We start from the raw sequence: 23,242 nt of genomic DNA on the forward strand, positions 1-23,242 counted from the left end.
TCGTGTTCAGCCTTGGCAGTTGCCCTCTGTGCACCAGATCTGGCCCAGGTGGTGCTTGCCCGAGATCACTGGGAATGTGTTCTCGTCGTTGCCTGGAATCGGCAGATCGGTGATGTTCTGTACCCGCGGGTTCGCGATGATCCCCCACAGCGTCCAGTAGGTCCAGAGGTTCCAGACATTTCGTCCGAATGCCCGGTTGACCTCTTCCGCAGCCGCCTTGCGGGCAGCTGGGTCCGGGTTGTGCCGGATGGCCAGGAACGCCGCATCGATCTCAGGATCCTGGAAACGCCCGAAGTTCAGCGCAAGCTCGGGCACCGTCGGATCGATCGGACTCGCCGTTGCAGAATGCCACCAGTACCACTGCTCGGACGGGTCAACGCCGCCGTGGTTGCGCCAACCCTGCATCTGGAACACACCGGCCAAGGCCAGGTTGATGTACTGACCCTGCTCGATGGGCTGGATCGAGACGACCAGCTCGTCGCCAAGGGTCTCGGTCCAGAGGGCCACGATGAGCTCGTTCGACTCGACATTGAATGCGTCGTTCGTCGTGTTGAACGCGAACGCCACCGGGTTCTGGCCGCTGTCGGCCTTGCACTGCTCGAATTCGGCACGTGCCGCGTCCGGGTCGTACGATGGATAGCCGCTGTCCTCCAGGTAGCCGACGCTGCCGGGCGGGAATGGTCCGTTCGCCACCTTCACGAGGCCCTGGTGGCGCTCGTTGGCAAAGCGCTCGCCGTCGAACGCCTGCGCCAGTGCCTTGCGGCAGCTGAGGTGTACGAGCGGGTTCGTCGAATTGAGCCCGAGCGGGTCCATCGCAAGCGGTTCAGCTGCGCCTCGCACGAACGCAAGCACCGGGTTCACACCCGACGCCACGTTAATGAGATTGTGGCTGGTTTCGCCGTAGTCGTTTGCCTGCAGCAAGACGAAGTCGTCGCCCTCGTACTTTGAGATCTCATCGGCGTTCGCCGTGTGGATGATGTCGAACTGGCCAGCCCTCAGACCGTTCGAGCGGCCCTGAATGTCCACAGCGACCACAAACTCGATCTCATCGAGATACGGCAGATTCTCTCCGGTGATGCCGTTGGCGCCTCGCCAGTAGTCGGAGTTGCGCTCGGCGATGAAGCTGTTGCCGTTGCCCGGCGTGTAGCTCACGAACTTGAACGCACCGAGCCCGACAGGCATGGACGGATCACCAGTTGCTCCCGCCTTGGCCGCTTCCTTCATCTCAGCGGGCAGCGGCGAGGCGGGTGACACGTACAGCGGATTGTTCGGCAGTGTCTCGAGCCAGGCCTGGCTGAACATCTGGCCGCACACTTCGGCCCGCCCTGCGGGGCCGATGCCGGCTGCGAGGGGCTGTCCGGGACTGGCGGTGACCGTCACCGTCTGGCCCTCGCCGGTGACGTCGGCGATGCCCAGAAATGCCGGCCCGGTGAGCTGGCTCAGGCGGCACAGATTGATGTTGTAGGCCACGGTTTCACCGGTCAACGGCGTCCCATCGTGGAAGGTGATGCCGTCGCGCAGCGTCATCGTCCACACCATGTAGTCGTCGCTGTGAGACTCCGTTTCCACCAGGTACGGCACGATCTCGCCGTCGCTGTCGGTGATGTAGAGCGAATCGGTGATGGACCGGAAGATCATGCGGCAGCTGATTGCGCACGACGAGGCGAAGTGCACGAACGGATTCGCCGTGTCGGCTTCAATGCCGTACACCAGCCTGCCGCCATGGGTCGGGCCGGTCTCGACCTCTCGAGTGTCCTCGCCGGTTGCCTCGCCGGCCTCGCGTGCCGCGACGACCTCTTCCTCCTCCGGATCGTCCGCGTCCGGGGCTGCGGCGACGGTGTCGGCCGTCTCGTCGTCGGGCGCAGCATCCTCATCGCTGACGCTGTCGCCCCCACCGCACGCAACGGCGATGAGTGCAAAGGCGGCGAAGATCGAAACCAGGATCAGCCGCGAACGGCGTGCCTGCCCGGGAACAGCGGCACGCTGCCACTTTGGAAGCTCGTCGGCATCGCGCCGCGTGTGGCTGTGTTGCATCGTCGGTCGTCCTCCCGCGAAGCGCCGACTCGGCGCCTAGCGCGCAAGCTACTAGGCCCATGTCGCACCAAGTGCCCCCTTCGCCGAATGTCCTGAATCGAACGGCGTCGAGACCGCTACCGTGCTTGCGGGCCGGTAGCTCAGTGGTCAGAGCAAGCGACTCATAATCGCTGGGTCGTGGGTTCGATCCCCACCCGGCCCACACAGGTGACCAGCCACTCCATTCGTATCGCCGTTTTGGCTGCAGCGCTGACGGCCTGTTCGGCGTAACAACCGAGCGTCGTATTCAATGAGGCACGGTGGCGCAGCCACTGCTCTGTATCGTTGCCCCTCGCAGTGGGACCGCACCGCGGCCCGCGCCTTCCGGGGTAGCTCAGTTGGCAGAGCAGCGGACTGTTAATCCGTTTGTCGTGGGTTCGAGCCCCACCCCCGGAGCACCCCACCCCCGCAGCACTGGGACCCGTGCGCTGCGTCGGGTGCTCAGCCGGACGCATCTGGCGGAGCCGGCCGATCCTTTGTGGATGCAGCGACCCCGCGGAGCCAGCTCGCGACCGCCTGGGCGGCTCCGATGCGGGCGTCGAGATCCCGAAGCTCGGCCTCTCGGTCGAGCAGCCAGCGCAGCCACTCCTGGCGGAAGCGCAACCGCTCGGTGGGTGACACCTCGACGTCCACCGGCGCAAAGGGCACATCGGCCCCATCGCTGATTCGAAGGATCGTGTCTTGCACGTAGTGCCACAACGACGTCGCTACTCGGTCCATCGCCTCCTCCGCAGAGAGTTCCTCACCACCGGCCGCAGCAGCCACCAAGAGGAGTTTCACATCGTCGCTCGCCGAATCTGACGCGATGCTCACGAGTTCGGACTCCTGAGACACGCCGCGGACTTCCTCCCGCCAGCGCGGATCCGAGGCGATGCGTGAGAACGCCTCGCGAGCAATGCTCGTGACGAACAAATCAGAAACCATGAGTTTCACCGCATCACCTTCGGAGGCCGCCGCCTCCAGCAACAAGCGCTCAGCGGCCGCGCGGTGACGCGCTGCCTGCTCGATCCGCACTCGAACACGCCGACCGAGCGGCACCGTCGCCGGTCCGGCTTCGACATCCTCGATGAGACCGAAGTTGCCGATGGACTCATTCGCGAAGTAGCCGTCGCCGGGATCGGGCGGAGGCGGCGCTTCATCGGGCCTCCTTGCCGGGGGCCTCTGCGCTGTGCGACCCGAATTCGCCCGGGCTCGAGCGGTGTCGACTCGCTGGCGCAACTCCTCGACGCCCATTGGAATTCGTCGCGCGATGGGCTCGAGGTCTGCTTCGTTGAGGATGTCGGCTGGATACACCGCCAGCACCTCTGCGGCCTCATCGGCAGCGCGATCACGACCTCCCGGACTGACGAGATCGGCACGCGCCAAGATGCGCTCTGCCCGGAAGGCATGCAGCGGTTGCGCCCCATCGAGAGCCCGCCTGAGTGCCGGTGGGTCGCTTGCTGCGAGATCACCGGGATCTGTTCCTGGCGGAAACGAGGCGACGAAGACGTCGAGCCCGTATTCCCGCTCCCATTGGTGCACCCGCTCGGCGGCGTTCTGCCCGGCGACATCGGCGTCGAATGCAAGCACGATGCGCTTGGCCGTACGCGACAGCAACTCTGCATGTTGCTGCGTCAACGCGGTGCCGCACGTGGCTACGGCCTCGTCGATGCCGGCAAGGCTGCAGCCGATGACGTCGGTGTGCCCCTCGCACACCACGATTCGGTCAGCGACACGCGCCGCCTGCTTGGCCAAGTGCAGGCCGTACAGCACTCGACTCTTGTCATACACCGGGGTGCCCGCGGTGTTCTTGTACTTGGGACCTGTCGGCGTCGGCTCGCCGTCGCGGGGCAGCAGGCGACCCGCGAAGCTGACCGGCCGGCCGCTCGAATCGCAGATCGGGAACATGATTCGATCTCGGAAGAAATCCGATGCCAGACCTGATGGCGCCGCCCCCGCAGGACCGGGAGCCGTTGCGTCGTCGGACGGCGTCGCTGCACCGCGTGGGCCCGCGTACGCCAGCCCTGCCGCAGCAAGGCGCTCCGGCGCAGCGCCGAGGTGTACACACAAGGCGTCTCGCAGTGGCGGTGCGTAACCGAGGCGCCATTTCACCACGGTGTCGCGGCCGTAACCCCGTCGTCGCAAATACGCGCGGGCAGGCCCGGCGTCGGGACCGCGCAGCAAGCGGTCGTGATAGAAGTCGGCTGCTGCCGCGAGAAGATCCAGCAATTCCTTGCGACGCTGCTGGCCGAGACGCTCGGAAGGCTGGTCGTAGTTGAGTTCGATCCCGGCACCTGCCGCCAGCAATTCGACGGCCTCGGTGAAATCGCAATGCTCGGTCTCACGCACGTACGTGATGGCATCTCCGGAGGCACCGCAACCGAAGCAGTGGTAGAAGCCATCGGCTCCGTTGACGCTGAACGACGGGGTGCGCTCGCTGTGGAAGGGGCACAAGCCCACATGACGGACGCCGACTTTGCGCAGGCTGACGCGCCGACCGATGAGCGCGGCGAGGTCGGTGGCCTCGCGCACACGACGCACGTCTTCGTCCCGTATTCCCATGTCGATTTCGACGTTACTGAGTCGCTGTCAGCCGCTATTCGCCCCTCAACGCAGCCTCGCCCCTCAAGACCGCCTGCGCAGCGGCCAGACGCGCGACCGGGACGCGATACGGCGAGCACGACACATAGTCGAGGCCGGCTTCGACTGCGAAGGAAATGCTCTCGGGATCGCCGCCGTGCTCACCGCAGATGCCGGAACGCAATTCAGGCCGCACCGACTTGGCCCGCCGCAGTGTCGTCGCGATGAGCTCTCCCACACCGTCGCGATCGATCGTCGCGAACGGATCAGACTCGAGCAGACCGCGGGCCACATAGGGTTCGATGACACGCGATTGCACGTCATCACGGCTGAAGCCGAATGCGAGCTGCGTCAGATCGTTGGTGCCGAAGCTCACGAACTCCGCTGTGGAAGCCAAGCGGTCGGCGACTAGGCAAGCCCGGGGCGTCTCGATCATCGTTCCGATCCGAGGTGGTGCTACCGCCGTCGGAGCGCCCGAGAGGCCTAGTGCCTCGAGTGTCTCGCTCCATGCCGAGCGGACTGCGGCCGCTGCCGCGGTCAACTCGCTTGCCGTCGATACCAGCGGAACCATGACTTCCACCCGCGGATCTCCGCCTGCCGCGAGCCGATCGGAGACCGCACCCGCGAGCGCCTGGACCTGCGCTGCGTAGATCTCGGGGCGCAACAAGCCGAGGCGAACTCCGCGTACGCCAAGCATCGGATTGTGCTCTCGCCACTGCTGCGCGGCGCCAGCATCCGCTGCTCCGGCAAGAAACTCGTGCATCGGCGCGTCAAGCAGCCGCACGGTGACACACAGCCCGTCCATGGCCTCGAGCAATGTGCTGAAGTCGTCGCGTTGCGCTGCCACCAAGTCGTCGAGATCGGCGCGCGTTGACGACATATCTTTGCCGCTCAGGATGGCCCGCTGCACAATCTCGAGGCGCCCTGGCTCGAGAAACATGTGCTCGGTGCGGCACAGCCCGACGCCTTGTGCCCCGAGCCTGCGGGCGGTCAACGCGTCTGCTGCGGTGTCCGCATTCGCGAGCACGGCCATCCGACCCGCAGCGATGCGGTCCGCCCAGCCGAGCACCTCGCTGATCGCCGTCGACAGCAGCTCACCAGGCGCTGCGCTGGTCACCTCGCGGTCGCCGAGCATCACCTCGCCAGTCGAACCGTCAAGCGAGATCGGGGTGCCGTTGGCGATGTGGACATCCCCAACCCAGAATCCCTCGTCTTCCACGATGACCTCACGCGCATCGCACACTGCTGGGATTCCCCATCCTCGGGCCACCACGGCGGCATGACTGGCCAGCCCGCCGCGGGCGGTCACAATCCCCGCTGAGAGCCCCATCGCTGCAACGTCGGCCGGCGTCGTCTCCGTCGCGATCAGGATCACTTGATTGCCTGCGGCCACCAGATCGAGCACCGCCTGCGAACCAATCGCGGCGAGTCCCGAAGCCGCCCCCGGCGAGGCAGCGAGACCAGTCACGAGCAGCGTCGGCGAGGTCGTGGCTGCGCTGTGCGTGCTGCTGGCGAAACTCGGGTGAAGCGCGTCGAGCACCTCGTCGACGCGCAGCTCTGCGACAGCTTGCGCTTGCATCGTCGATACGTTCGCTTGCGATGGCTCCCGAAGGGGCGCTTCCAATGGCGTTCCGGGCGGCGCTCGGTCAGCTGCGCTCACCGCGGTATCTCTCCCGCACAGAGCCGGCTCATCGTCCCCCCTTGGCCGCTACAGGTTCAAGCGGCTCCCGAGATGGTCTACCAGCGCGTTGATCGGCACTCGGTCCTGAGCCATCGTGTCCCGGTCACGCACCGTGACGTAACGGTCATCGAGGGATTCGAAGTCGACTGTCACGCACAGAGGCGTGCCGATCTCATCCTGGCGGCGGTATCGGCGACCGATCGCCTGTGTCTCGTCGTAGTCGCACATCCAGTGCAGTTGGCACGAAGCCAGCACCTCCGCGGCAAGCGCAGTCAGCGGCTCCTTGCGTGAGAGCGGGAGGACGGCGACCTTGAATGGCGCGAGCTGTGGATGCAGCCCGAGCACCGTACGGACGTCGTCGTTCACCGTCTCTTGCCGATACGCGGCCGTAAGGAACGCCATCAGCGATCGAGTCGCCCCCGCCGCCGGCTCGATGACGTGCGGTACATACCGCTGCCCGCTGGCTTGGTCGAAGTACTCGAGCTTGTGGCCCGAGTGCTCAGCGTGCTGGCGCAGGTCGTAGTCGCCGCGGTTGGCGATGCCCTCCAGCTCGCCCCAGCCCCACGGGAACAGGAACTCCACGTCGCTCGTGCCGCTGGAATAGTGGCTGAGCTCGTCGTCATCGTGAGCGCGCAGACGCAAGTGGCTGGCCGGAATGCCCAAGTCCAGGTACCACTGGTAGCGCTCCGCGAGCCAATACTCGTACCACTGCGGCGCTTCGTCGGGTGGGACAAAGAACTCCAGTTCCATCTGCTCGAATTCGCGCGTGCGGAAGACGAAATTGCCTGGAGTGATCTCGTTGCGGAACGACTTGCCGACCTGGGCGATCCCAAATGGAGGACGTTTGCGACTGGTCTCGAGAACGTTCTTGAAGTTCACGAACATGCCCTGCGCCGTTTCGGGACGCAGATACACCTCTGCGCCGGCGCCTTCAACCGGTCCCGCATGTGTGCGGAACATCAGATTGAAGGCACGGGCTTCAGTGAACGTGTCGCGCGAACCGCATTTCGGGCACTGATCGGGGTTTTCCAATTGATCTTCACGATGGCGCGTCTTGCAGGAGGTGCAGTCCACGAGCGGGTCGGTGAAATTGCTCAGGTGACCCGAGGCCTCCCAGACCTGTGGCGGGCTCAAGATGGAGGCATCAAGGCCGACCACATCGCTGCGGAGTTGCACCATCGAGCGCCACCAGGCGTCCTTGACGTTGCGCAGCAGCTGGGCACCGATCGGCCCATAGTCGTAGGCGCTGCGGAATCCGCCGTAAATCTCCGCGGAGCCAAAAACGATGCCGCGGCGCTTGCAGAGATTGACGACCTTGTCGAAAAGGGACGGATCGGTCTGCGCGCCAGGATTCTCACCCGTTGGGGCGTCTCCTTCAGCGGACATCACCTGCTGGGACATGAGCGGCAAGGGTACCCAGCGTCTCTGCGGGGACAGTCGGCAATTTCCGGCCCCACCACATGGGCTTTCGGACTCGACCAGTCCGATCGCGGTCCCTCGTTAGGCTCGCGGTGATGAAGCTGCGCGATACCACAGTTGTTGCGCTGTGCGCCTTCCTCGGAGTGATGGCTCTGCTGACGCCGATTCCGGTGTTCAGCGGGCCGTACGAGGGCCTCGCAGCGGACGAGGTCGACTGGACATGCCGGATGCCGCTGCTCAGCTTGGCCCCGCCGGATGTCGACTTGGACGACGTGCGAGCAAGGGTCAAAACCGCTCACGTCACCGCCGACTCCACCGGTGCGGCGTACGTGCCCCACAAGAGTCCGCATCCTCTGTGCGGCGGTCTTGCGCGCACCCAGGTGGTGCTGGCATTGCTCGCATTCGCCGGTGCTGCATGGCGCGGCACCGTGTGGTGGCGCTCCAGCACCGACGCGCGAGCAGAGAAGCGCTTCAAGCGACTGCACGCAGGCGCGTCAGGCAACCAAGGCCGCAAGCGACTCCTGCGCTGAGTCGCAACGACACTCCGCTAAGAGTCCAGCAGGTCAGCACTTCGCAGCCGCCGAACCGTAGCGATGGGATCGACAGCTTCGACCTCAGCTACGAATCGAGCAGATCGGCACTTCGCAGGCGCCGGTCCATGTGGTACTCCCACATCCGACTGATCGCTGCCGCGGCCTCTCGCGCGTGGGGCCCGGTCGGTGCCTCGAGCGCAGCGTTTACCTGGCCAGCCGCGACGCTTCGGAGCAGTGCGAGCGCGTCCGGTGACATCGGCCGGCCGCGACGGTGCGTCTCGCACGTCACTCCGCCGAGTGCGGGATCGAATGCAACGATGGCGGCCCCTTCGCAGCCGGTCGCCATGACGCACCCGTCGAGCATGGGCGCCGTGCCCTCGTGTGAGAGCAAGCGCAGCAAGAAGGCAGGAACCAGCATGTCCGAGTCGGCCTGGTCGAGGCGGCCCAGCGCCCCAACGAGCATCTGGTACGGCACCGGATCGTCGCCCCGGTCATGGACCGATTGATCGACGGCCTCGGCCAACGTCATGGCCTTGCCCAGTCGCTCCAAATCCTCCCGCACCTCGGGCCAACGGTCCAAGGTGACTGCGCCGGTGACGATGTCGAGCTCGCCTCGTCCGCGGTACATCTGCAAGTCGACGTGACGCAACGGCTCAATCAGCCCTCCGAGGCGGCTGCGAGTGCGTCGTGCACCCTTCGCGACGGCACGTACCTTGCCATTCGATGCCGTGATGATCGTGACGATGCGATCTGCTTCGCCGAGTTTGATCGTGCGGAGCACCACCCCGCGGTCCCGGTACTGCATCGGCCGGGACCTCCCTCAGCAGTTCAGGCCGCCGAAGCGCCGGTCGCGGGCTTGGTATGTGCAGATGGCGTTGTAGAGATCGCCGCGCCGAAAGTCAGGCCAGAGCGTGTCGGTGAACACCAGCTCGCTGTACGCCATGTGCCACAGCAGAAAATTGGAGACCCGGTGCTCGCCCGACGTCCGAATTACGAGATCGACGTCGGGCATCTCAGGGTCATACAGACGGCGTACCAGCGCAGCCTCGTCGACGTCGGCGGCTGAGACGCCATCACGAATCAGGGCGGCAGCGGCATCCACGATTTCGGCACGGCCGCCGTAATTGAAGGCCACCGTGAACGTCAGCCCCGTGTTGTTTCCGGTCAACTCAATGGCCTCGTCGATTCGCGTCTGAGTGCGCCTCGGAACGCGGGAATCGCGGCGCCCGACAAAGCGAATGCGCACGTTCTTCTCATGCAGTTCACGGCTGCGACGTTCGAGCAACGACTCGTTGAAGCCCATCAAGAAGCGCACCTCTGACGGAGGGCGGCGCCAATTCTCGGTGCTGAACGCGTACACGGTCAGCCATTCGAGCCCGATGTCGGCTGCTCCCTCGACCGTGTCGATCAGTGCGTCCTCCCCCGCCGTGTGACCTTCCGTGCGCGCCAGCCCGCGCGATTGAGCCCACCGCCCGTTGCCGTCCATGACGCAGGCGACATGTCGGGGCAGCCGCCGCGGATCGGGATCGAGACGCCGGTTCACACTGCGCAGGGTAGAACCCTCGCCGCCGACCCCCATTGCGTCACGGCCCTCGTACCGTGGACGACCGCGAGAGCCGACCGATCGGAGCCGCCCATGAGCACGACGGCCGACGAGCCGTGGGATCTTGCCAGAGCGCCGAGTCTCGACACCGCAACCGTGCTCGAAGCGCTCGACGACGCGATCGCAGTGCTCGGCAACAACGGCGAGCAGCGACCGGGTCAAGTCGAGATGACGGGCGCTGTTGCCGCGGCCATCGCCGACGGCACCACCTTGCTGTGCCAAGCCGGCACAGGCGTCGGCAAGTCCCTGGCGTACCTGATTCCCGCGGCGCTCGCGGCGGCAGCGGGCAATCGGGTGGTGATCGCAACGGCCACGCTCGCGCTCCAGGACCAGCTCGTGACGAAGGACCTTCCTCTGGTGGCGGATGCTCTCAGCGAGCGCCTCGGCCGACCGCTTCGCACCGAAGTCCTCAAAGGCCGCAGCAACTACCTGTGCCGGCATCGGTGGGAGGAACAGCGCAGCCAACCGCAACTCCACATCTCCGACAGCGCGGCCACAGTCACGGCTGTCGAGATCACGCGCCGACGACAGCTCGACGAGATCAACCGCTGGGCCGAGCGGACTCGTACGGGCGACCGCGCTGAGCTCACCGTCGAACCCGACCGGAATGTGTGGGCCTCGGTGTCGGTGAACAGCACCGAGTGCGTGGGAACCGATGCATGTCCCCAGGGACACCGCTGCTTTGCCGAGGACGCTCGCGCCCGTTCGGCCCGCGCGAACATCGTGGTGACCAACCAGCACCTGTACTGCATCGACTTGTTCGGTGACGGATTCTTGTTCGGCCCCCATGACGCCGTCGTTTTCGACGAGGCGCACCAGCTTGAACCTGTCATCACTCAAGTCGCGGGCGCAGAGTTGACACCCGCCGGCTTCACGCGCCTGGCGGCCGAGGCGCGCTCTGTCGGCGTTGCCCGCAGCGTTGTCGACGCAGTCGCGGACATCGCACCGCGGTTGACCAGCGAACTCGAGCCGCGGCGCGACACGCTGCTCGGAGCGATCACCGGCGACCTCGCGATCATCCTCGAGGCGGCCGACGGTCGGGTCGAACAGCTCGCCGCCGAGATACGCACCGCAGGCGGTGAAGGCGACGGCAAGGACCTCGATCGGCTGCGCGTCGGCCGGATTGCTGCGGAAACCTTGACGTCATTACGCCTGGCCGCCGACCCGCCACACGGCACGGTGATCCTCGTTGACGGTCGAGTCCAACCGCGCCTTCGCCTCGCCCCGCTGGATGTCGGCGACCTGCTGGCAAGCAGGCTGTGGGGCGAGCGCGCGTCGATATTGACCAGTGCCACCTTGGGACCGCATTACCTCAAGCGTCTCGGCGTGCCCGCCGATGACCACACCTACCTCGCTGTCGACAGCCCGTTTGACTATCGCTCGAACGCGCTGCTGTACTGCGCCCGGCATCTTCCCGCTCCGACATCGGAAGTGTTTCGTGCGCTGGCGTCAGACGAGCTCGCCGACTTGGTTTCCGCGGCCGGGGGTCGCACACTCGCACTGTTCACGAGCTGGAGAGCGCTGCGGGACACAGCCGATGCGCTCGAAGAGCGCCTGAGCGGAATCACTGTGCTGCGACAGGGCGGCGGGCTGACAAATCTGGCTCTGCTCGATGCGCTGTCGGCGAACGCCGCAACCGTTGTCTGCGCCACAATGAGCTTCTGGCAGGGCGTGGACATCGCCGGGCCCGCATTGTCGCTGCTGGCAATCGACCGGCTCCCGTTCGCCCGGCCCAACGAACCGCTCCATCAGGCGCGCCGCGAGGCAGCGGGCGAGGACGCGTTCATGTCGGTGGACGTTCCTCACGCTGCAGACCTGCTGGCCCAGGGCGTCGGCCGCCTCATCCGCACGATGACCGACCGCGGCGTGGTCGCGGTGCTCGACTCGCGTCTGGCCACCGCCCGCTACAGATCCCGCCTGCTCGACCCGCTGCCGCCGATGCCTCGCACGGTCGACCGCGCCGAGGCAGTCGAGTTTCTTGCTGCCATCCGCGACCAGGACCCAACTTGATCAGTCGTGTCAATCCCCCGGATCCGAAGGCTCCGGGGGGGCGAGCATTCGCGCCACTGCGTCGGGGGTGCGTTGCCAGTCAGGTTCGACGCGCACGCGCAGCTCGAGGTGCATACCGTCGAGGCCGAGTTCGCGCCGCGCCGCAGTCCCGACATCGCGCAGCATGCGCCCGCCCCGACCGATCACGATGCCCTTTTGCGATTCTCGTTCGACCGCGATGTCACAACGAATTCGACGAGCCTCCCACTCGGTGACCCGCACCGCGATGCTGTAGGGAAGCTCATCGTCGAGGCGCGCCAGAAGCTGCTCTCGTACCGCTTCAGAAATGCGCCAGGCCTGCGAGAGATCCGTGACCGACTCGGTCGGGAAGTATGCGGGACCCTCCCCAAGCCCGGCTACGAGGTGGTCCCGCAAGGCATCTGTGCCCTCGCCGGTCAGGCCCGAGACGGGAAAATAGGCATCTGCGGACAGCTCGGCTGCTTCGGACAGTTGCGATGCCACTTGCGCACGTGACGCACGATCACACTTGGTCACAGCGATCACTGTCGCTGCGTCCTCAGGCAACGACTCCCAGATCCGGCGATCCCCACGGCCCAGCGGTGCGGTGGCGTCGAGGACCATGCAGACCACGTCGGCTGGCTCGAGTTCCGCTACCGCAGCGCGCGCCGTCTCGTTGAGGCGCTCACCGAGCGACGTGACCGGCTTGGCGACGCCAGGCGTGTCGACGAAGACAATCTGGGCGTCTGGCAGATGGCAGACGCCCATCACACGCATGCGTGTGGTCTGGGGCTTCGCCGAAGTGATGCTGACCTTCGCGCCCACCAAGCAGTTCAGCAACGTGGACTTGCCCGCGTTCGGGCGACCCACGAGCGCTACAAATCCCGACCGCATTGCCGAACCCGCGCTTACGCGGGGCCTCGCCGTGCCTCGACGAGGTTGATGCGGCGCCCCTCGACTTCGAGCGCCGACAAGCGCCACCCGTCCAGCTCGATGGTCTCCCCGGGTTCGGGGACATGGCCGGCGCGATCGAGTACCAATCCGCCGACGGTGTCCCAGTCGCCGTCTGGCAACCGCAAGTCCAGAACCTCAGCCAGTCTGCCCGCGGGCAGCCGACCAGAGAACAGAAAGCGATCGTCGCCAAGCTCCTGGACGAGGGCCTCGTCAGCGTCGAACTCGTCGACTATCTCGCCGACCAGCTCCTCGATGATGTCCTCGAGCGTCACCAGCCCGGCCACACCGCCGTATTCGTCCACCGCGATCGCAAGGTGCGACTTCGACTCCTGCATCTCGCGCATCAGGTCACTTACCCGCTTCGTCTCAGGGACGAACGTGGCAGGCCGTAACACCTGCTCACATGTCGCCGATGCACCGGTGGCGTCGTCGGGGGAGTTCGCCTTCGTCGATCCGAGGCCGGCGTGCGCGGATCCGTCGGCACCATGCATATACGCGGCTGCGAGGTCCTTCGCCAACACGATGCCGCGCAAGTCGTCGACGCTGTCTCCCGCTACCGGCAGTCTCGTGAAGCCCGACGCGATCACCGTCTCCAATGCGTCGGTCACACTGTCGCTCAGCCCGACAGTGACCATGTCGGGTCGGGGGACCATCACTTCGCGCACGATCGTGTCGCCCAATTCCATGATCTGCCCAATAAGCGCGGCCTCGCTGTCCTCGATGAGACGCGCCTCGGCGGCAGCGGAAGCCAGCGCGACCAGCTCGTCCTCGGTCACCTCGCCACTGTCGTCGTCGGCTGTCGCTGGCCCCAGTGCTCGCGCCGGAGCGGCGAGCAATCGGGACAGCCACACAATCGGAGCGGCTCGACTGAGCGCACGAGCCGTCGGCGCGAGGATGCGCGCCATGCGGTCGTTGGCCTCGACGCCCCAGCGCCTCGGCACTGCCTCGGTAACCAGGAAGAGCACGGCGGCTGCAACTCCCATCGCAGCGACGACCCCTGCCGCACCTACTCGGACCGCCGCGGTCCAGGTGACACCGCCCACGACGGTCACTTGCGCGAGCACGCGCAGCAATGACACCGGGCCGAGCACCAGCTCTCGGTCTTGGACGAGTTGCTGCAACGTTGCACGAGCGGGCGACTTGGCCCGGTCGCCATTGCTGCGGTCGCCATTGCCGTTGGCTTCGTCAAGGCCAGACGCTCTCGCGCGCCCGAGGCGAACGAACGTGGTCTCGACCATGCGCAAGAACATTGCGGCGGCAAGCAGCACGGCTGCTGCGATACCGCCGAGTACCCAATTCACGGCGTGGCCCACAGCACGCTCAGATGCTCTGCTTCCCGTTCACGCATGGCGGCAGCGTGTTTTGGCTTGTCATGATCCATGCCGAGCAGGTGCAAGAGCCCATGGACGACGAGCAGATCGAGTTCCGCAGTCACGGTGCCGTCATGGCCCCGCCGAGGGTTTTCCCCAGCGGCTGCGTTTGTCGCCGCCACCGCAGGGCACACAACTACGTCTCCTACCAGGACTCCGCCTGCCGCGCCGTCGAACGGATCCGCGGCGTTCGAGACCTCGCAGCGGTCCGCAGCGCCGCCAGCAGGCGCGAGGTCGATCGGAAAGGCGAGGACATCAGTCGGCCCCTGATGGCCCATGTGCAACTCGTTGAGCTCCGCCATCTCGCTGCATCCGACAAAGCTCACCGCCGTGGAAGCATCCCTGCGAACGCCCTCGGCTGCCAGGACGTGGCGCACCAGCCTGCGATAACGCGTCAGGTCGAGCTGCACATCGGACTGGCGATTCGCCAGCAGCACCGAGTACCCGCTCGAGACGTCGTCGGGACGGATCGGCACAGACGCGTCAAGCGCTGCCGTTGCGTTCCGCGTCACGTCGGTCATAGGCAGCGACGATGTCGCCGACGATGCGATGGCGGGTGATGTCTCGGCGTCCCAGCATCGCGAAGGCCAGCCCTTCAATCCCGTCCAATGCTTGCTCCACGTCGATCAGGCCGCTCTTGCCGCCGGGCACGTCGATTTGTGTTCGGTCGCCGGTCACGACGACCTTGGAGCCGAAGCCGATGCGCGTCAGGAACATCTTCATCTGCTCCGGCGTGGTGTTCTGTGCCTCGTCCAGGATGATGAAGCTGTCATTGAGCGTCCGCCCGCGCATGAAGGCAAGGGGGGCGACGTCGATGGTCTTGCGCTCGAGCAGCTTGGCGGCCGTCTCGACATCAAGCATGTCGTAAAGAGCGTCGTAGAGCGGTGCGAGATACGGGTCGATCTTCGCCATCAGGTCCCCGGGCAGGAAGCCCAAGCGTTCGCCCGCCTCGACCGCGGGTCGTGTGAGCACGATGCGGCGTACGGCCTTGGACATCAGAGCGTCCACGGCCAGCGCGACCGCCAACCAGGTCTTGCCCGTGCCCGCAGGCCCCACGGCGAAGGTCACGGTGTTGGACCGCACTGTTTCCACGTAGTGCTTCTGGCCAGCGCTCTTAGCGCGGACGACACGGCCGTTGGGCGCCCGGACGATCGGAGCTGAGAGCACGTCGCTGGGACTCTCGTGGGCCTCAACCATGTCGATGACCCTGCCCAGCATCTCGGGCTCGAGTCGCTGGCCAGCCTCAAGCACCTGAACGAGCTCGGTGAACACCTGCCCGACGACAGTCGCGCTCGCCCCTTCGACGGTGATCTCGTTGCCTCGCACGTGAATGTCGGCATCAGCGAAGTGATCTGCAACCAGACGCAAGTGCTCGTCGCGCTGGCCCAGCACGCCGACCATGAGATGATTTCCCGGAACGTGGACCCGGACTTGCGTGTCGGTCACAGGGTTCGGGCGCTCAATGCGCCAAGACGGCATTTGGAGGCGCCGACGGATCGGACAATCACGATGGGCGCAAGGCTAGTCGCGCTCATCGGCGCTTGATCGGCCACGTACGCGGATCAGGATCGAAGGCCTGCGTAGATCTCCCTGCACGCCGGGCACACCGGGTAGCGCTCGCCTTCGCGGGTCGGCACCCACCGCTTGCCGCACAGAGCAATGACCGCCTCGCCCGTCACAGCGGAACGAGTGAGCTGCACCTTGTCGACATAGTGGGAGAAGCGGTCGTGGGCACCGTCGCTCGGGCGCTCATCGACGAGCGTGTCGCTCTCAGGCGAGTCCACAACGGTTTCTGTGCCCACCTCGCGCCTTCCGCTCGCTTATGACGACTTGGATCCGCGGACCGCTCGACTGAGCTCGCTCGGCTCTGGCGTCGAGTCTGCCGCACAGTATGGCGGCACGCCGCGGCGGTATTGTGCGCGTTTGCGCCGGCGGCCGGCCGGCGCGGCGAAGGGCTGCATGTGAGCCGCAACGCGACGCCTCCCATCGCCACGGGGCGCAGCAAGATCGACTCGGCGGCCGGCTGGACGGTGGTGTTCTCAGCCGCACTGGCGACCTTCGCGGTCTTCGGTGTGGCGTACAGCTTCGGCGTCGTCCTCGCCGAGATCCAGACCGAATTCGGGCTCGGGACCGGCCTGACCTCGTTGCTGTTCTCAATCTCCACATTCACCTTCTTCGTGCTCGGAGTCTTCACCGGGCGCCTCGGGGATCGTTACGGGCCGCGGCGTGTCCTGCTGGCCGGCGCGGTCGCGTTCGGCGCCGGCCTGTGGGCAACCAGCCTCGCGAACAACATCTGGGTCGGAATCGCCACGTACGGGCTCGGTGTGGGGTTCGGCGTCGCGTGTGCCTACGTGCCGATGGTGTCTGCTGTGGGCGGATGGTTCGAACGGCATCGAACGTCCGCCCTCGGCGTCGCAGTGGCCGGCATCGGACTCGGGCAGTTGGTCGGGGCACCCGTCGTCAAGCGGCTCGTCGCGGACTACGGCTGGCGCGACACCTATCAGGTCATGGCCATCGTGGCGACCGGCCTGCTGCTGGTGGCCGCCGTGGGTGCGCGCCGACCGCCCAATGTTGCACCCCAAAGCGATCTGCCGTCCATGGGACGGCTAATGCACAACCGCCGCTTCACTCGGCTCTACCTGTCGATGCTCTTGCTGAGCGCCAGCCTCTTCATACCCATCGTCTTCATCGACAAATACGTGACCGATGGCGGTGGCACCCGCGGAGCGTTCCTCATCGCGAATATCGGCTTGGCCTCGATGCTGGGACGGCTCGGCCTTGGTGCCCTCGGCATGGTGCTTCCGCTGATGCGCCTGTACCAGATCTCCTATTCGGTGATGGGGTTGAGCTACTTGATCTGGTTGTTCGCCGACGACAGTTTCACGGCTCTGGTGGTGTTCACGTTCGTGATGGGCAGCAGCTATGGCGGTTTCATCGCGCTCTCCCCGGCAGTTGCAGCACAGCTGTTCGGCCTGACTGGTCTCGGCAGCGTGCTGGGTGCCCTGTACACCGCGGCCGGCGTGGGCGGGCTCGTCGGACCCCCCATAGCCGGCCTGCTGATCGACAGCTACGGCTTCAGCGTGGCCATCGTGGCTGCGATGTGCACAGCCTTGGCGTCCGTGCCGCTCCTCGTCGCTACTGCCCGTACGCCAGCGGTTCCGCTGGAAACTGTCGGCAGCGCAGAACAATCCCCCACCGCATCGTCCGCTCCCCGAACACCCACGGCGGCGGGGCGCGATGGCTCGGCCCCCCCTGCGACCATCAGCGGACTCGTCACCACAGCGACAGCGATGGGGCCACGGCAAGTCGACTCCGTCATGCTGCTGTCGTTCGGTGGACCAGATGGCCCCGACGATGTGATGCCGTTCCTGCACAACGTCACACGAGGCCGCGACGTCCCCTCCGAGCGGCTCACCGACGTCGCGCGGCAGTACATGCGCCACGGCGGCGTGAGTCCGATCAACGCCCAGAATCGCGAACTGCTCCACGCTCTGTCAATCGAGCTCGACCGGCGTGGCCACGAGATCCCCTGTTACTGGGGAAACCGCAACTGGCATCCATTGCTTGGTGACACCGTGCGACAGATGGCACTCGAGGACCGCAACCACGCCGCCGTCGTGACGACATCGGCATTCAGCTCGTACTCGGGCTGCCGCCAGTACAACGAGGATCTCGAGCAAGCAGCTGCGGGGACACCGCACGCGCCACGGCTGAGCCGGGTGCGCGTCTATGGCAATCACCCGGGGTTCGTGGGCGCGGCCGCGCACCGCATTCGTGAAGCCCTCGACGGCGCACGCCTCGGATCCGGCGTGCACACCGTGTTCACTGCACACAGCCTGCCGCTGTCGATGGCGGCAGCCTGTGACTACGAGGCGCAGCTCGTCGACGCAGCCGAGAACGTCGCTGACCTGGCCGGGCTGGAGGGCCACGTCGAAGTGGCGTACCAGTCCCGCAGCGGACCCCAGCATGTGCGGTGGCTGGAACCCGATATCAACGATCGCCTCGTTGAGCTCGCACGGCAAGGGTGCCGCAGCGTTCTCGTCATGCCCCTGGGTTTCGTGTCCGATCACATGGAGGTCATCGTCGACCTCGACACCCGCGCCCGCGCCACCGCGTGCCGCGCAGGGCTCACCATGGTTCGTGCTCCCGCTGTCGGCACGCATCCGCTCTTCGTTGCTGCCTTGGCGGATCTCGTCGAGGAAACCGCCGGGCTGCGTGATGATCGACCTGCACTCGGCGACCTGGGCCCTCGGCCCGACGTCTGCGCGGCCGGCTGCTGCGGGATCCGAACCCGGGCCTAGCCGCAGCCGCTCGTCGTACCGCAGGAGCGGCATGCGAAGCACGAGCCCGCGCGGACCATACGGTCGCCGCAGGTCATGCACAGCGGCGCATCGCGGTACCCGATGCTGGGGTACGAAGAGACCTCGCTCGGATGCGTGGGCGGGTCCGCAGTCGGCTCGGCGCCGATCGCACTGGGAACCGAGGCGCTCTCGAGCCCCGGCAGGGGCGGTTCGGTGCGCTCGTCAACGCTGAGCACACCGAGTTCAGTCCGCTCGTCGAGGGGCAGGTATTCGAGCGCGAGTCGCCTGAAGATGTAGTCCACGATGCTCGTCGCGATCCGCAATTGGGGATCGTCGGTGAGCCCTGCGGGTTCGAAGCGCATGTTGGTGAACGCCTCGACGTAGGAACGCAGCGGCACGCCGTACTGCAACCCGTGGCTGACCGAGATGGCGAATGCGTCCATGATCCCGGCGAGCGTCGAGCCCTGCTTCGCCACGATGAGGAATATCTCCCCTGGCCTTCCGTCGTCGTACTCCCCCACCGTCATGAAGCCGTGGCAGTCCGTGACCCGGAACGACAACGTTCGCGACCGTCTGCTGCGAGGCAGTCGTTCACGTCGGGGTGCCGCGTGCGACGCCGCAACGCTCGCGAGATCGCTCGCCGAAGCGGCGAAACCCGATGCGATGTCGGCTGCTCCGACGGAGAGGGGCTGGCCCACCTTGGAGTGGTCGCGATAGATCGCAACAGCCTTGAGCCCCAGCTTCCACGAGTGTCGCAACAGTGATTCGATGTCGTCGACCGTGGCGCTCGCCGACAGGTTCACAGTCTTGGAGATCGCCCCCGACACGAATGGCTGACACGCAGCCATCATCTCGATGTGGCCTTCGGGGGCAATGGCACCTTCGCCGATCGAGCATGCAAACACCGCCGAGTGTTCCGCCGACAGATGCGGGGCGCCCGCGACGTGCGAGGTGGCCAAGATGTGTGTTTCGATGTCAGCAATCTGCGCTTGCGAATAGCCGAGCCGGGCGAGTGCGATCGGGACCGTCGAGTTGACGATGCGGAGGTCGCCGCCCCCAACCAGCTTCTTGTGCTTCACCAGGCCCAGATCGGGCTCGATACCCGTGGTGTCGCAATCCATCATGAACGAGATCGTGCCGGTGGGCGCGATGACCGTTGCCTGTGAGTTGCGCACGCCATGGGCTTCACAACCCGCTACCGCAGCATCCCATCGAGTGCGTGCCGCCACGGAGATCTCAGCCGCAAGCTCACTCAATGCGCTGCGGGAGAGGGCGTCGTGCCCGTTGCGCCGCGGCGTGGGCGGATCGGCGCCACCGAGCCCTTGCTCTGCTGCCGCCTCGACGTCTTCCAGCGCACAGCGATGCCGTTTCAGCACCCCAAGCGTCGCAGCAGCGTTCGCGCCATATCCGTCGAAAGGCCCCAGTCGCTCCGCCAGATCAGCTGAGGTCGCATACGCCTCGCCGCACATGAGTGCCGTGACCGCCGCCGCGAGTGTGCGACCTTGCGTCGAGTCGTACGGAGCGCCGGCCGCCATCAGCAGCGCCCCCAGGTTCGTGAACCCCAACCCGAGCTGACGGAATTGCCGAGACGTCTGCCCGATGAGCTCGGTCGGATAGTCGGCGTGGCTCACGAGCACGTCTTGCGCGATGAACGTGATTCGAACCGCTTGGCGAAAGCCCTCGATGTCGAATTCAGTGCCGTCGCCATCGCCGTCGGCGCGGGCTGCACCGTCTGCGAAGAAGGGCAGCAGGTTCACGCTGGCGAGATTGCACGCTGAGTTGTCGAGGTGCAGATACTCGCTGCACGGGTTGCTGGCATTGATCGGTCCGTGTGCCGGCGCCGTGTGCCAGCTGTTGATCGTCGTTGAGAACTGCACCCCCGGATCGGCGCATTCCCATGCTGCTTGTGCGATCTGGCGAAACAGATCACGAGCCGGCAGCTCAGAGGTCACCTCCCCGGTCGTGCGAGCGCGCAGCTTCCAGATCGAGTCCTCCTCGACCGCAGTCATGAACTCGTCGGACAGGCGGACCGAGTTGTTGGCGTTCTGGTACTGCACTGAGAACGAATCTGCGCCGTCGAGGTCCATGTCGAAACCGGACGACGCCAGCGCTCGGGCCTTGCGCTCTTCGCGCGCCTTGCACCACACGAACGCCTCGATGTCGGGGTGGTCCGCGTCGAGCAGCACCATCTTGGCCGCGCGACGGGTCTTGCCCCCGCTGCGAATGGTTCCCGCGGATGCGTCGGCGCCGCGCATGAAGCTGACCGGACCGCTCGCTTCCCCGCCGCCGGAGAGCAGCTCGCACGATGCCCGGATGGCCGACAGGTTGACACCTGCGCCAGAACCGCCCTTGAAGATCCTGCCTTCGGTGACATACCAATCAAGAATTGAGTCCATGTCGTCATCGACCGACAGGATGAAGCAGGCCGACGCCTGCTGCGGCACGCCCTCGACGCCGATGTTGAACCACACCGGGCTGTTGAAGGCGACCCGCTGGTGCGCCAGCAACCACGTCAGCTCGGCTTCGAAGACATCCGCGGCCTCGGGCGAATCGAAGTAGCCGTCGGCGATCGCCCATTGAGTGATCGCCGAGACCACGCGATCGATGACCTGACGAAGCGAACTCTCACGAGAAGGGGTGCCAAGCGTGCCTCGGAAGTACTTCTGAGCGACGATATTTCCTGCGGTCGGGCTCCAGTTCTGCGGAAACTCCACGTCAGGCTGAGCAAACGCCACTGTGCCGTCGCCAGAGTTGGTGATGAGGGCGTCGCGGCGTTCCCACCGGACCGTGTCGTAGCGATGAGTGCCGACGGTGGTGAAGTGACGCCGCAGCCGCAAGCCTGTCGATGGCGCAGCATCATGCACTTTGGGAACCTTACGGCTGGTCTCCTGTGGACCGGAAGTGTGCAACGCCGGGATCATCTTGGGGAAATTCCTGTGGATAGGCAACCGACACTGTGGATGACAGTGTCCAAGTCTGTACGTCCAAGTTATCCACAGCCCCTGTGAATGAGTGCGTCACCTCAGCAGCGGCCGAAGAAGTGAACAATGGCAGACTCGCCGGGTGCATCGGTTGTACCCGGCGCGACCGGCCGACGAAGTGGACGCGCATCACGCCGTGATCCGTTCGCGTGAGCCTCTCAACGGATGTCCCTGGCTGATGCTCAACATGGTCGCCAGCATCGACGGCGCGGCAGCCGTCGACGGTCTGTCCGGCGGTCTGTCCGGCCCTGCCGACATGCAGATGTTCGCTGAGCTGCGAGGAGCGGCCGATGTCATCCTCGTCGGCGCCGGGACCGCCAACTCCGAGCGTTACCGCCCGCCTCGCCGAAGTTCGGCACGCCTCGCGATCGTCAGCGGTTCGGGGAGCATCGATCCAAGCCTTCCGTTGTTCGCAGCACGACGGACCGGCGCGAACACGCAAGTCCCGCTCATCGTGACCACAGCCGAGGCCGGCCCCGCCGTTGAGGCGGGTCTCGCTGGCCGTGCCGAAGTCTTCGAAGCGGGCACTGACACTGTCGACCTCAACGCCGCGCTGATGCACCTTGCCGAACAGGGAGCACGCGTCGTGCTGTGCGAGGGCGGTCCGCAGTTGAACGCGAGCTTGCTCGCGGCCGACCTCGTCGATGAAATCAATCTGACGATCGCGCCGCTCGCCATTGGAGGATCCGCACCCCGCATCGCCGGCTCAGCGAGCGGTCACCCCGATACCGTTTCGCCACGCGGATTCGATGTGGACCAAGTAATGGCGGACGGCGACGTGCTGTTCATGCGCTGGATCCGCTCCCGTCGCCGGTCGTGATCGACTGAAGCGAGTTCGACGCACGAACAAATGCGCGCACTGTCGAACATTTGTTGCTAACGTCGCTCGGTGGAACAACAGTTCCGCAACTGGGAGCGCCAGGTGCTGCTGTGACGGCGTCGATCTCGCCAGGCAGCCGCACCACCAAGGAGGACTGAGATGCAGATGACTGACGGCGGCGGCGCTGCAGAACAACGGGTCGCCCACCTCGGCAAGCGGCAGCAGGCCATGCTCGAGTTCATTGACCACACCCAGCGCGAGCGTGGCTATCCGCCGTCGGTTCGCGAGATCGGTGCTGCAGTGAATCTCAGCTCCCCCGCCACTGTGCACCGGCACCTGCGTGCCCTCGAAGCCGACGGGTGGCTGACCCGGGATCCATCGCGCCCCCGCGCGCTGATCGTGAACTTTGACTGGCAGACCGGCGTCAAGGGCGAGCGCCGTCCTACTCGTCACGTGCCACTCATCGGCGATGTCGCGGCGGGCACCGATGTTCTGGCGCAACAAAACGTCGAGGAACTCTTGCCCTTGCCCGCCGATTTCACCGGCAGTGGCGAGTTGTTCATGCTGCGAGTCCGAGGCGACTCCATGATCGACGCCGGAATCTGGGACCGTGACTACGTGGTTGCTCGGCATCAACCCGATGCCGAGCCCGGTGACATCGTGGTAGCGGGCATCGATGGCGACGAAGGAACTGTCAAGCGATACCGACCGAGCGGCGACGAGATCGTGCTCGAGCCCGCCAACTCCGAGCACGCGGCGATCGTGCGACCCGCAGACGACGTGACGATCTACGGCAAAGTGGTAACGGTGATCCGCCGCGTCTAGCAGCGGACCATCGGACACAGCGCCGCGTCTAGCAGCGGACCATCGGACACAGCGCCGCTTCGAGCCGCGGATCCCTAGCGCCAGGTCCGCACGGAGCTGACACGACGGGATCGAGA

The 23,242-nt window shown here is 65.9% G+C and carries 17 protein-coding genes and 2 tRNA genes; 7 read left to right on the plus strand and 12 right to left on the minus strand.

Going from position 1 to position 23,242, the window contains the following annotated elements; all coding sequences use genetic code 11:
* Window positions 1–6: 6 nt before the first annotated feature.
* Entirely contained in the window at window positions 7–2,034 is a 2,028-nt protein-coding gene (locus tag ACQY5K_RS02350) for an ABC transporter substrate-binding protein (protein WP_428119709.1), read from the minus strand.
* 129 nt (window positions 2,035–2,163) lie between these two features.
* Between ACQY5K_RS02350 and ACQY5K_RS02355 the strand changes: the two genes are divergently transcribed.
* Window positions 2,164–2,236 (plus strand) — tRNA-Ile (locus tag ACQY5K_RS02355).
* A 160-nt stretch (window positions 2,237–2,396) separates the two neighbouring features.
* Window positions 2,397–2,469, plus strand: a tRNA-Asn gene (locus ACQY5K_RS02360).
* 45 nt (window positions 2,470–2,514) lie between these two features.
* On the opposite strand, the gene dnaG is transcribed toward ACQY5K_RS02360, so the two are convergent.
* The 3 genes from dnaG to ACQY5K_RS02375 form a co-directional block, all read right to left on the minus strand.
* On the minus strand, window positions 2,515–4,614 hold the full coding sequence (gene dnaG / locus ACQY5K_RS02365) for a DNA primase (RefSeq protein ID WP_428119711.1): 2,100 nt from the start codon (window positions 4,612–4,614) through the stop codon (window positions 2,515–2,517).
* A gap of 34 nt (window positions 4,615–4,648) precedes the next feature.
* Window positions 4,649–6,211: a putative PEP-binding protein gene (locus tag ACQY5K_RS02370; protein ID WP_428119713.1), complete on the minus strand. Its 1,563-nt coding sequence runs from the start codon at window positions 6,209–6,211 to the stop codon at window positions 4,649–4,651.
* Window positions 6,212–6,340: 129 nt separating this feature from the next.
* A complete protein-coding gene (locus ACQY5K_RS02375) occupies window positions 6,341–7,699 on the minus strand; it encodes a glycine--tRNA ligase (protein WP_428122831.1) in 1,359 nt (452 codons plus the stop codon).
* A 128-nt stretch (window positions 7,700–7,827) separates the two neighbouring features.
* On the opposite strand from ACQY5K_RS02375, the gene ACQY5K_RS02380 reads away from it, so the two are divergent.
* Entirely contained in the window at window positions 7,828–8,262 is a 435-nt protein-coding gene (locus tag ACQY5K_RS02380) for a hypothetical protein (protein WP_428119715.1), read from the plus strand.
* 88 nt (window positions 8,263–8,350) lie between these two features.
* Here the strand turns inward: ACQY5K_RS02380 and recO are convergent, their stop codons facing one another.
* Entirely contained in the window at window positions 8,351–9,070 is a 720-nt protein-coding gene (gene recO, locus ACQY5K_RS02385; protein ID WP_419923306.1) for a DNA repair protein RecO, read from the minus strand.
* Window positions 9,071–9,085: 15 nt separating this feature from the next.
* Window positions 9,086–9,808 (minus strand): polyprenyl diphosphate synthase, encoded by a 723-nt coding sequence (uppS, locus tag ACQY5K_RS02390; RefSeq protein WP_428119718.1) that lies wholly within the window; start codon window positions 9,806–9,808, stop codon window positions 9,086–9,088.
* A gap of 93 nt (window positions 9,809–9,901) precedes the next feature.
* Between uppS and ACQY5K_RS02395 the strand changes: the two genes are divergently transcribed.
* Window positions 9,902–11,878, plus strand: coding sequence for an ATP-dependent DNA helicase (locus tag ACQY5K_RS02395; protein ID WP_428119720.1), 1,977 nt, complete (start codon window positions 9,902–9,904; stop codon window positions 11,876–11,878).
* Window positions 11,879–11,887: 9 nt separating this feature from the next.
* Here the strand turns inward: ACQY5K_RS02395 and era are convergent, their stop codons facing one another.
* The 5 genes from era to ACQY5K_RS02420 form a co-directional block, all read right to left on the minus strand.
* On the minus strand, window positions 11,888–12,769 hold the full coding sequence (era, locus tag ACQY5K_RS02400) for a GTPase Era (RefSeq protein WP_428119722.1): 882 nt from the start codon (window positions 12,767–12,769) through the stop codon (window positions 11,888–11,890).
* A 14-nt stretch (window positions 12,770–12,783) separates the two neighbouring features.
* The gene (locus ACQY5K_RS02405; protein WP_428119726.1) at window positions 12,784–14,130 is read right to left on the minus strand and encodes a hemolysin family protein; all 1,347 of its coding nucleotides are present in this window, start codon (window positions 14,128–14,130) and stop codon (window positions 12,784–12,786) included.
* Complete coding sequence (ybeY, locus tag ACQY5K_RS02410) at window positions 14,127–14,720, minus strand: rRNA maturation RNase YbeY (RefSeq protein WP_428119728.1); 594 nt, start codon at window positions 14,718–14,720, stop codon at window positions 14,127–14,129. Before ybeY ends, ACQY5K_RS02405 begins: the two co-directional genes overlap by 4 nt.
* Entirely contained in the window at window positions 14,683–15,645 is a 963-nt protein-coding gene (locus ACQY5K_RS02415; protein WP_428119730.1) for a PhoH family protein, read from the minus strand. The genes ybeY and ACQY5K_RS02415 overlap by 38 nt, the downstream gene beginning before the upstream one ends.
* Window positions 15,646–15,761: 116 nt before the next feature.
* Window positions 15,762–16,001, minus strand: a complete 240-nt coding sequence (locus tag ACQY5K_RS02420; RefSeq protein WP_428119732.1) for a DUF3039 domain-containing protein — start codon at window positions 15,999–16,001, stop codon at window positions 15,762–15,764.
* 159 nt (window positions 16,002–16,160) lie between these two features.
* Here ACQY5K_RS02420 and hemH point away from each other — a divergent pair, with 159 nt between their 5' ends.
* Complete coding sequence (gene hemH, locus ACQY5K_RS02425) at window positions 16,161–18,500, plus strand: ferrochelatase (RefSeq protein ID WP_428119734.1); 2,340 nt, start codon at window positions 16,161–16,163, stop codon at window positions 18,498–18,500.
* Here hemH and ACQY5K_RS02430 read toward each other — a convergent pair.
* Window positions 18,497–21,421, minus strand: coding sequence for a vitamin B12-dependent ribonucleotide reductase (locus tag ACQY5K_RS02430; protein WP_428119736.1), 2,925 nt, complete (start codon window positions 21,419–21,421; stop codon window positions 18,497–18,499). The genes hemH and ACQY5K_RS02430 overlap by 4 nt on opposite strands.
* Window positions 21,422–21,563: 142 nt before the next feature.
* On the opposite strand from ACQY5K_RS02430, the gene ACQY5K_RS02435 reads away from it, so the two are divergent.
* A complete protein-coding gene (locus ACQY5K_RS02435; protein WP_428119738.1) occupies window positions 21,564–22,301 on the plus strand; it encodes a dihydrofolate reductase family protein in 738 nt (245 codons plus the stop codon).
* Window positions 22,302–22,460: 159 nt separating this feature from the next.
* The gene (gene lexA, locus ACQY5K_RS02440; RefSeq protein WP_428119740.1) at window positions 22,461–23,126 is read left to right on the plus strand and encodes a transcriptional repressor LexA; all 666 of its coding nucleotides are present in this window, start codon (window positions 22,461–22,463) and stop codon (window positions 23,124–23,126) included.
* The last annotated feature ends 116 nt before the right edge of the window (window positions 23,127–23,242 follow it).

The organism is Candidatus Poriferisodalis sp. (assembly GCF_965262965.1).
GTDB lineage: Bacteria > Actinomycetota > Acidimicrobiia > Acidimicrobiales > Poriferisodalaceae > Poriferisodalis.

What these genes read in the sequence shown, in the direction of transcription:
- ACQY5K_RS02370 (WP_428119713.1), bottom strand. Translation starts at nt 6,211, where the DNA reads ATGCAAGCGCAAGCTGTCGCAGAGCTGCGCGTCGACGAGGTGCTCGAC.
- ACQY5K_RS02380 (WP_428119715.1), top strand. Translation starts at nt 7,828, where the DNA reads ATGAAGCTGCGCGATACCACAGTTGTTGCGCTGTGCGCCTTCCTCGGA.
- ACQY5K_RS02375 (WP_428122831.1), bottom strand. Translation starts at nt 7,699, where the DNA reads ATGTCCGCTGAAGGAGACGCCCCAACGGGTGAGAATCCTGGCGCGCAG.
- era (WP_428119722.1), bottom strand. Translation starts at nt 12,769, where the DNA reads ATGCGGTCGGGATTTGTAGCGCTCGTGGGTCGCCCGAACGCGGGCAAG.
- lexA (WP_428119740.1), top strand. Translation starts at nt 22,461, where the DNA reads ATGCAGATGACTGACGGCGGCGGCGCTGCAGAACAACGGGTCGCCCAC.
- ACQY5K_RS02430 (WP_428119736.1), bottom strand. Translation starts at nt 21,421, where the DNA reads ATGATCCCGGCGTTGCACACTTCCGGTCCACAGGAGACCAGCCGTAAG.
- ybeY (WP_428119728.1), bottom strand. Translation starts at nt 14,720, where the DNA reads ATGACCGACGTGACGCGGAACGCAACGGCAGCGCTTGACGCGTCTGTG.
- recO (WP_419923306.1), bottom strand. Translation starts at nt 9,070, where the DNA reads ATGCAGTACCGGGACCGCGGGGTGGTGCTCCGCACGATCAAACTCGGC.
- ACQY5K_RS02395 (WP_428119720.1), top strand. Translation starts at nt 9,902, where the DNA reads ATGAGCACGACGGCCGACGAGCCGTGGGATCTTGCCAGAGCGCCGAGT.
- ACQY5K_RS02350 (WP_428119709.1), bottom strand. Translation starts at nt 2,034, where the DNA reads ATGCAACACAGCCACACGCGGCGCGATGCCGACGAGCTTCCAAAGTGG.
- dnaG (WP_428119711.1), bottom strand. Translation starts at nt 4,614, where the DNA reads ATGGGAATACGGGACGAAGACGTGCGTCGTGTGCGCGAGGCCACCGAC.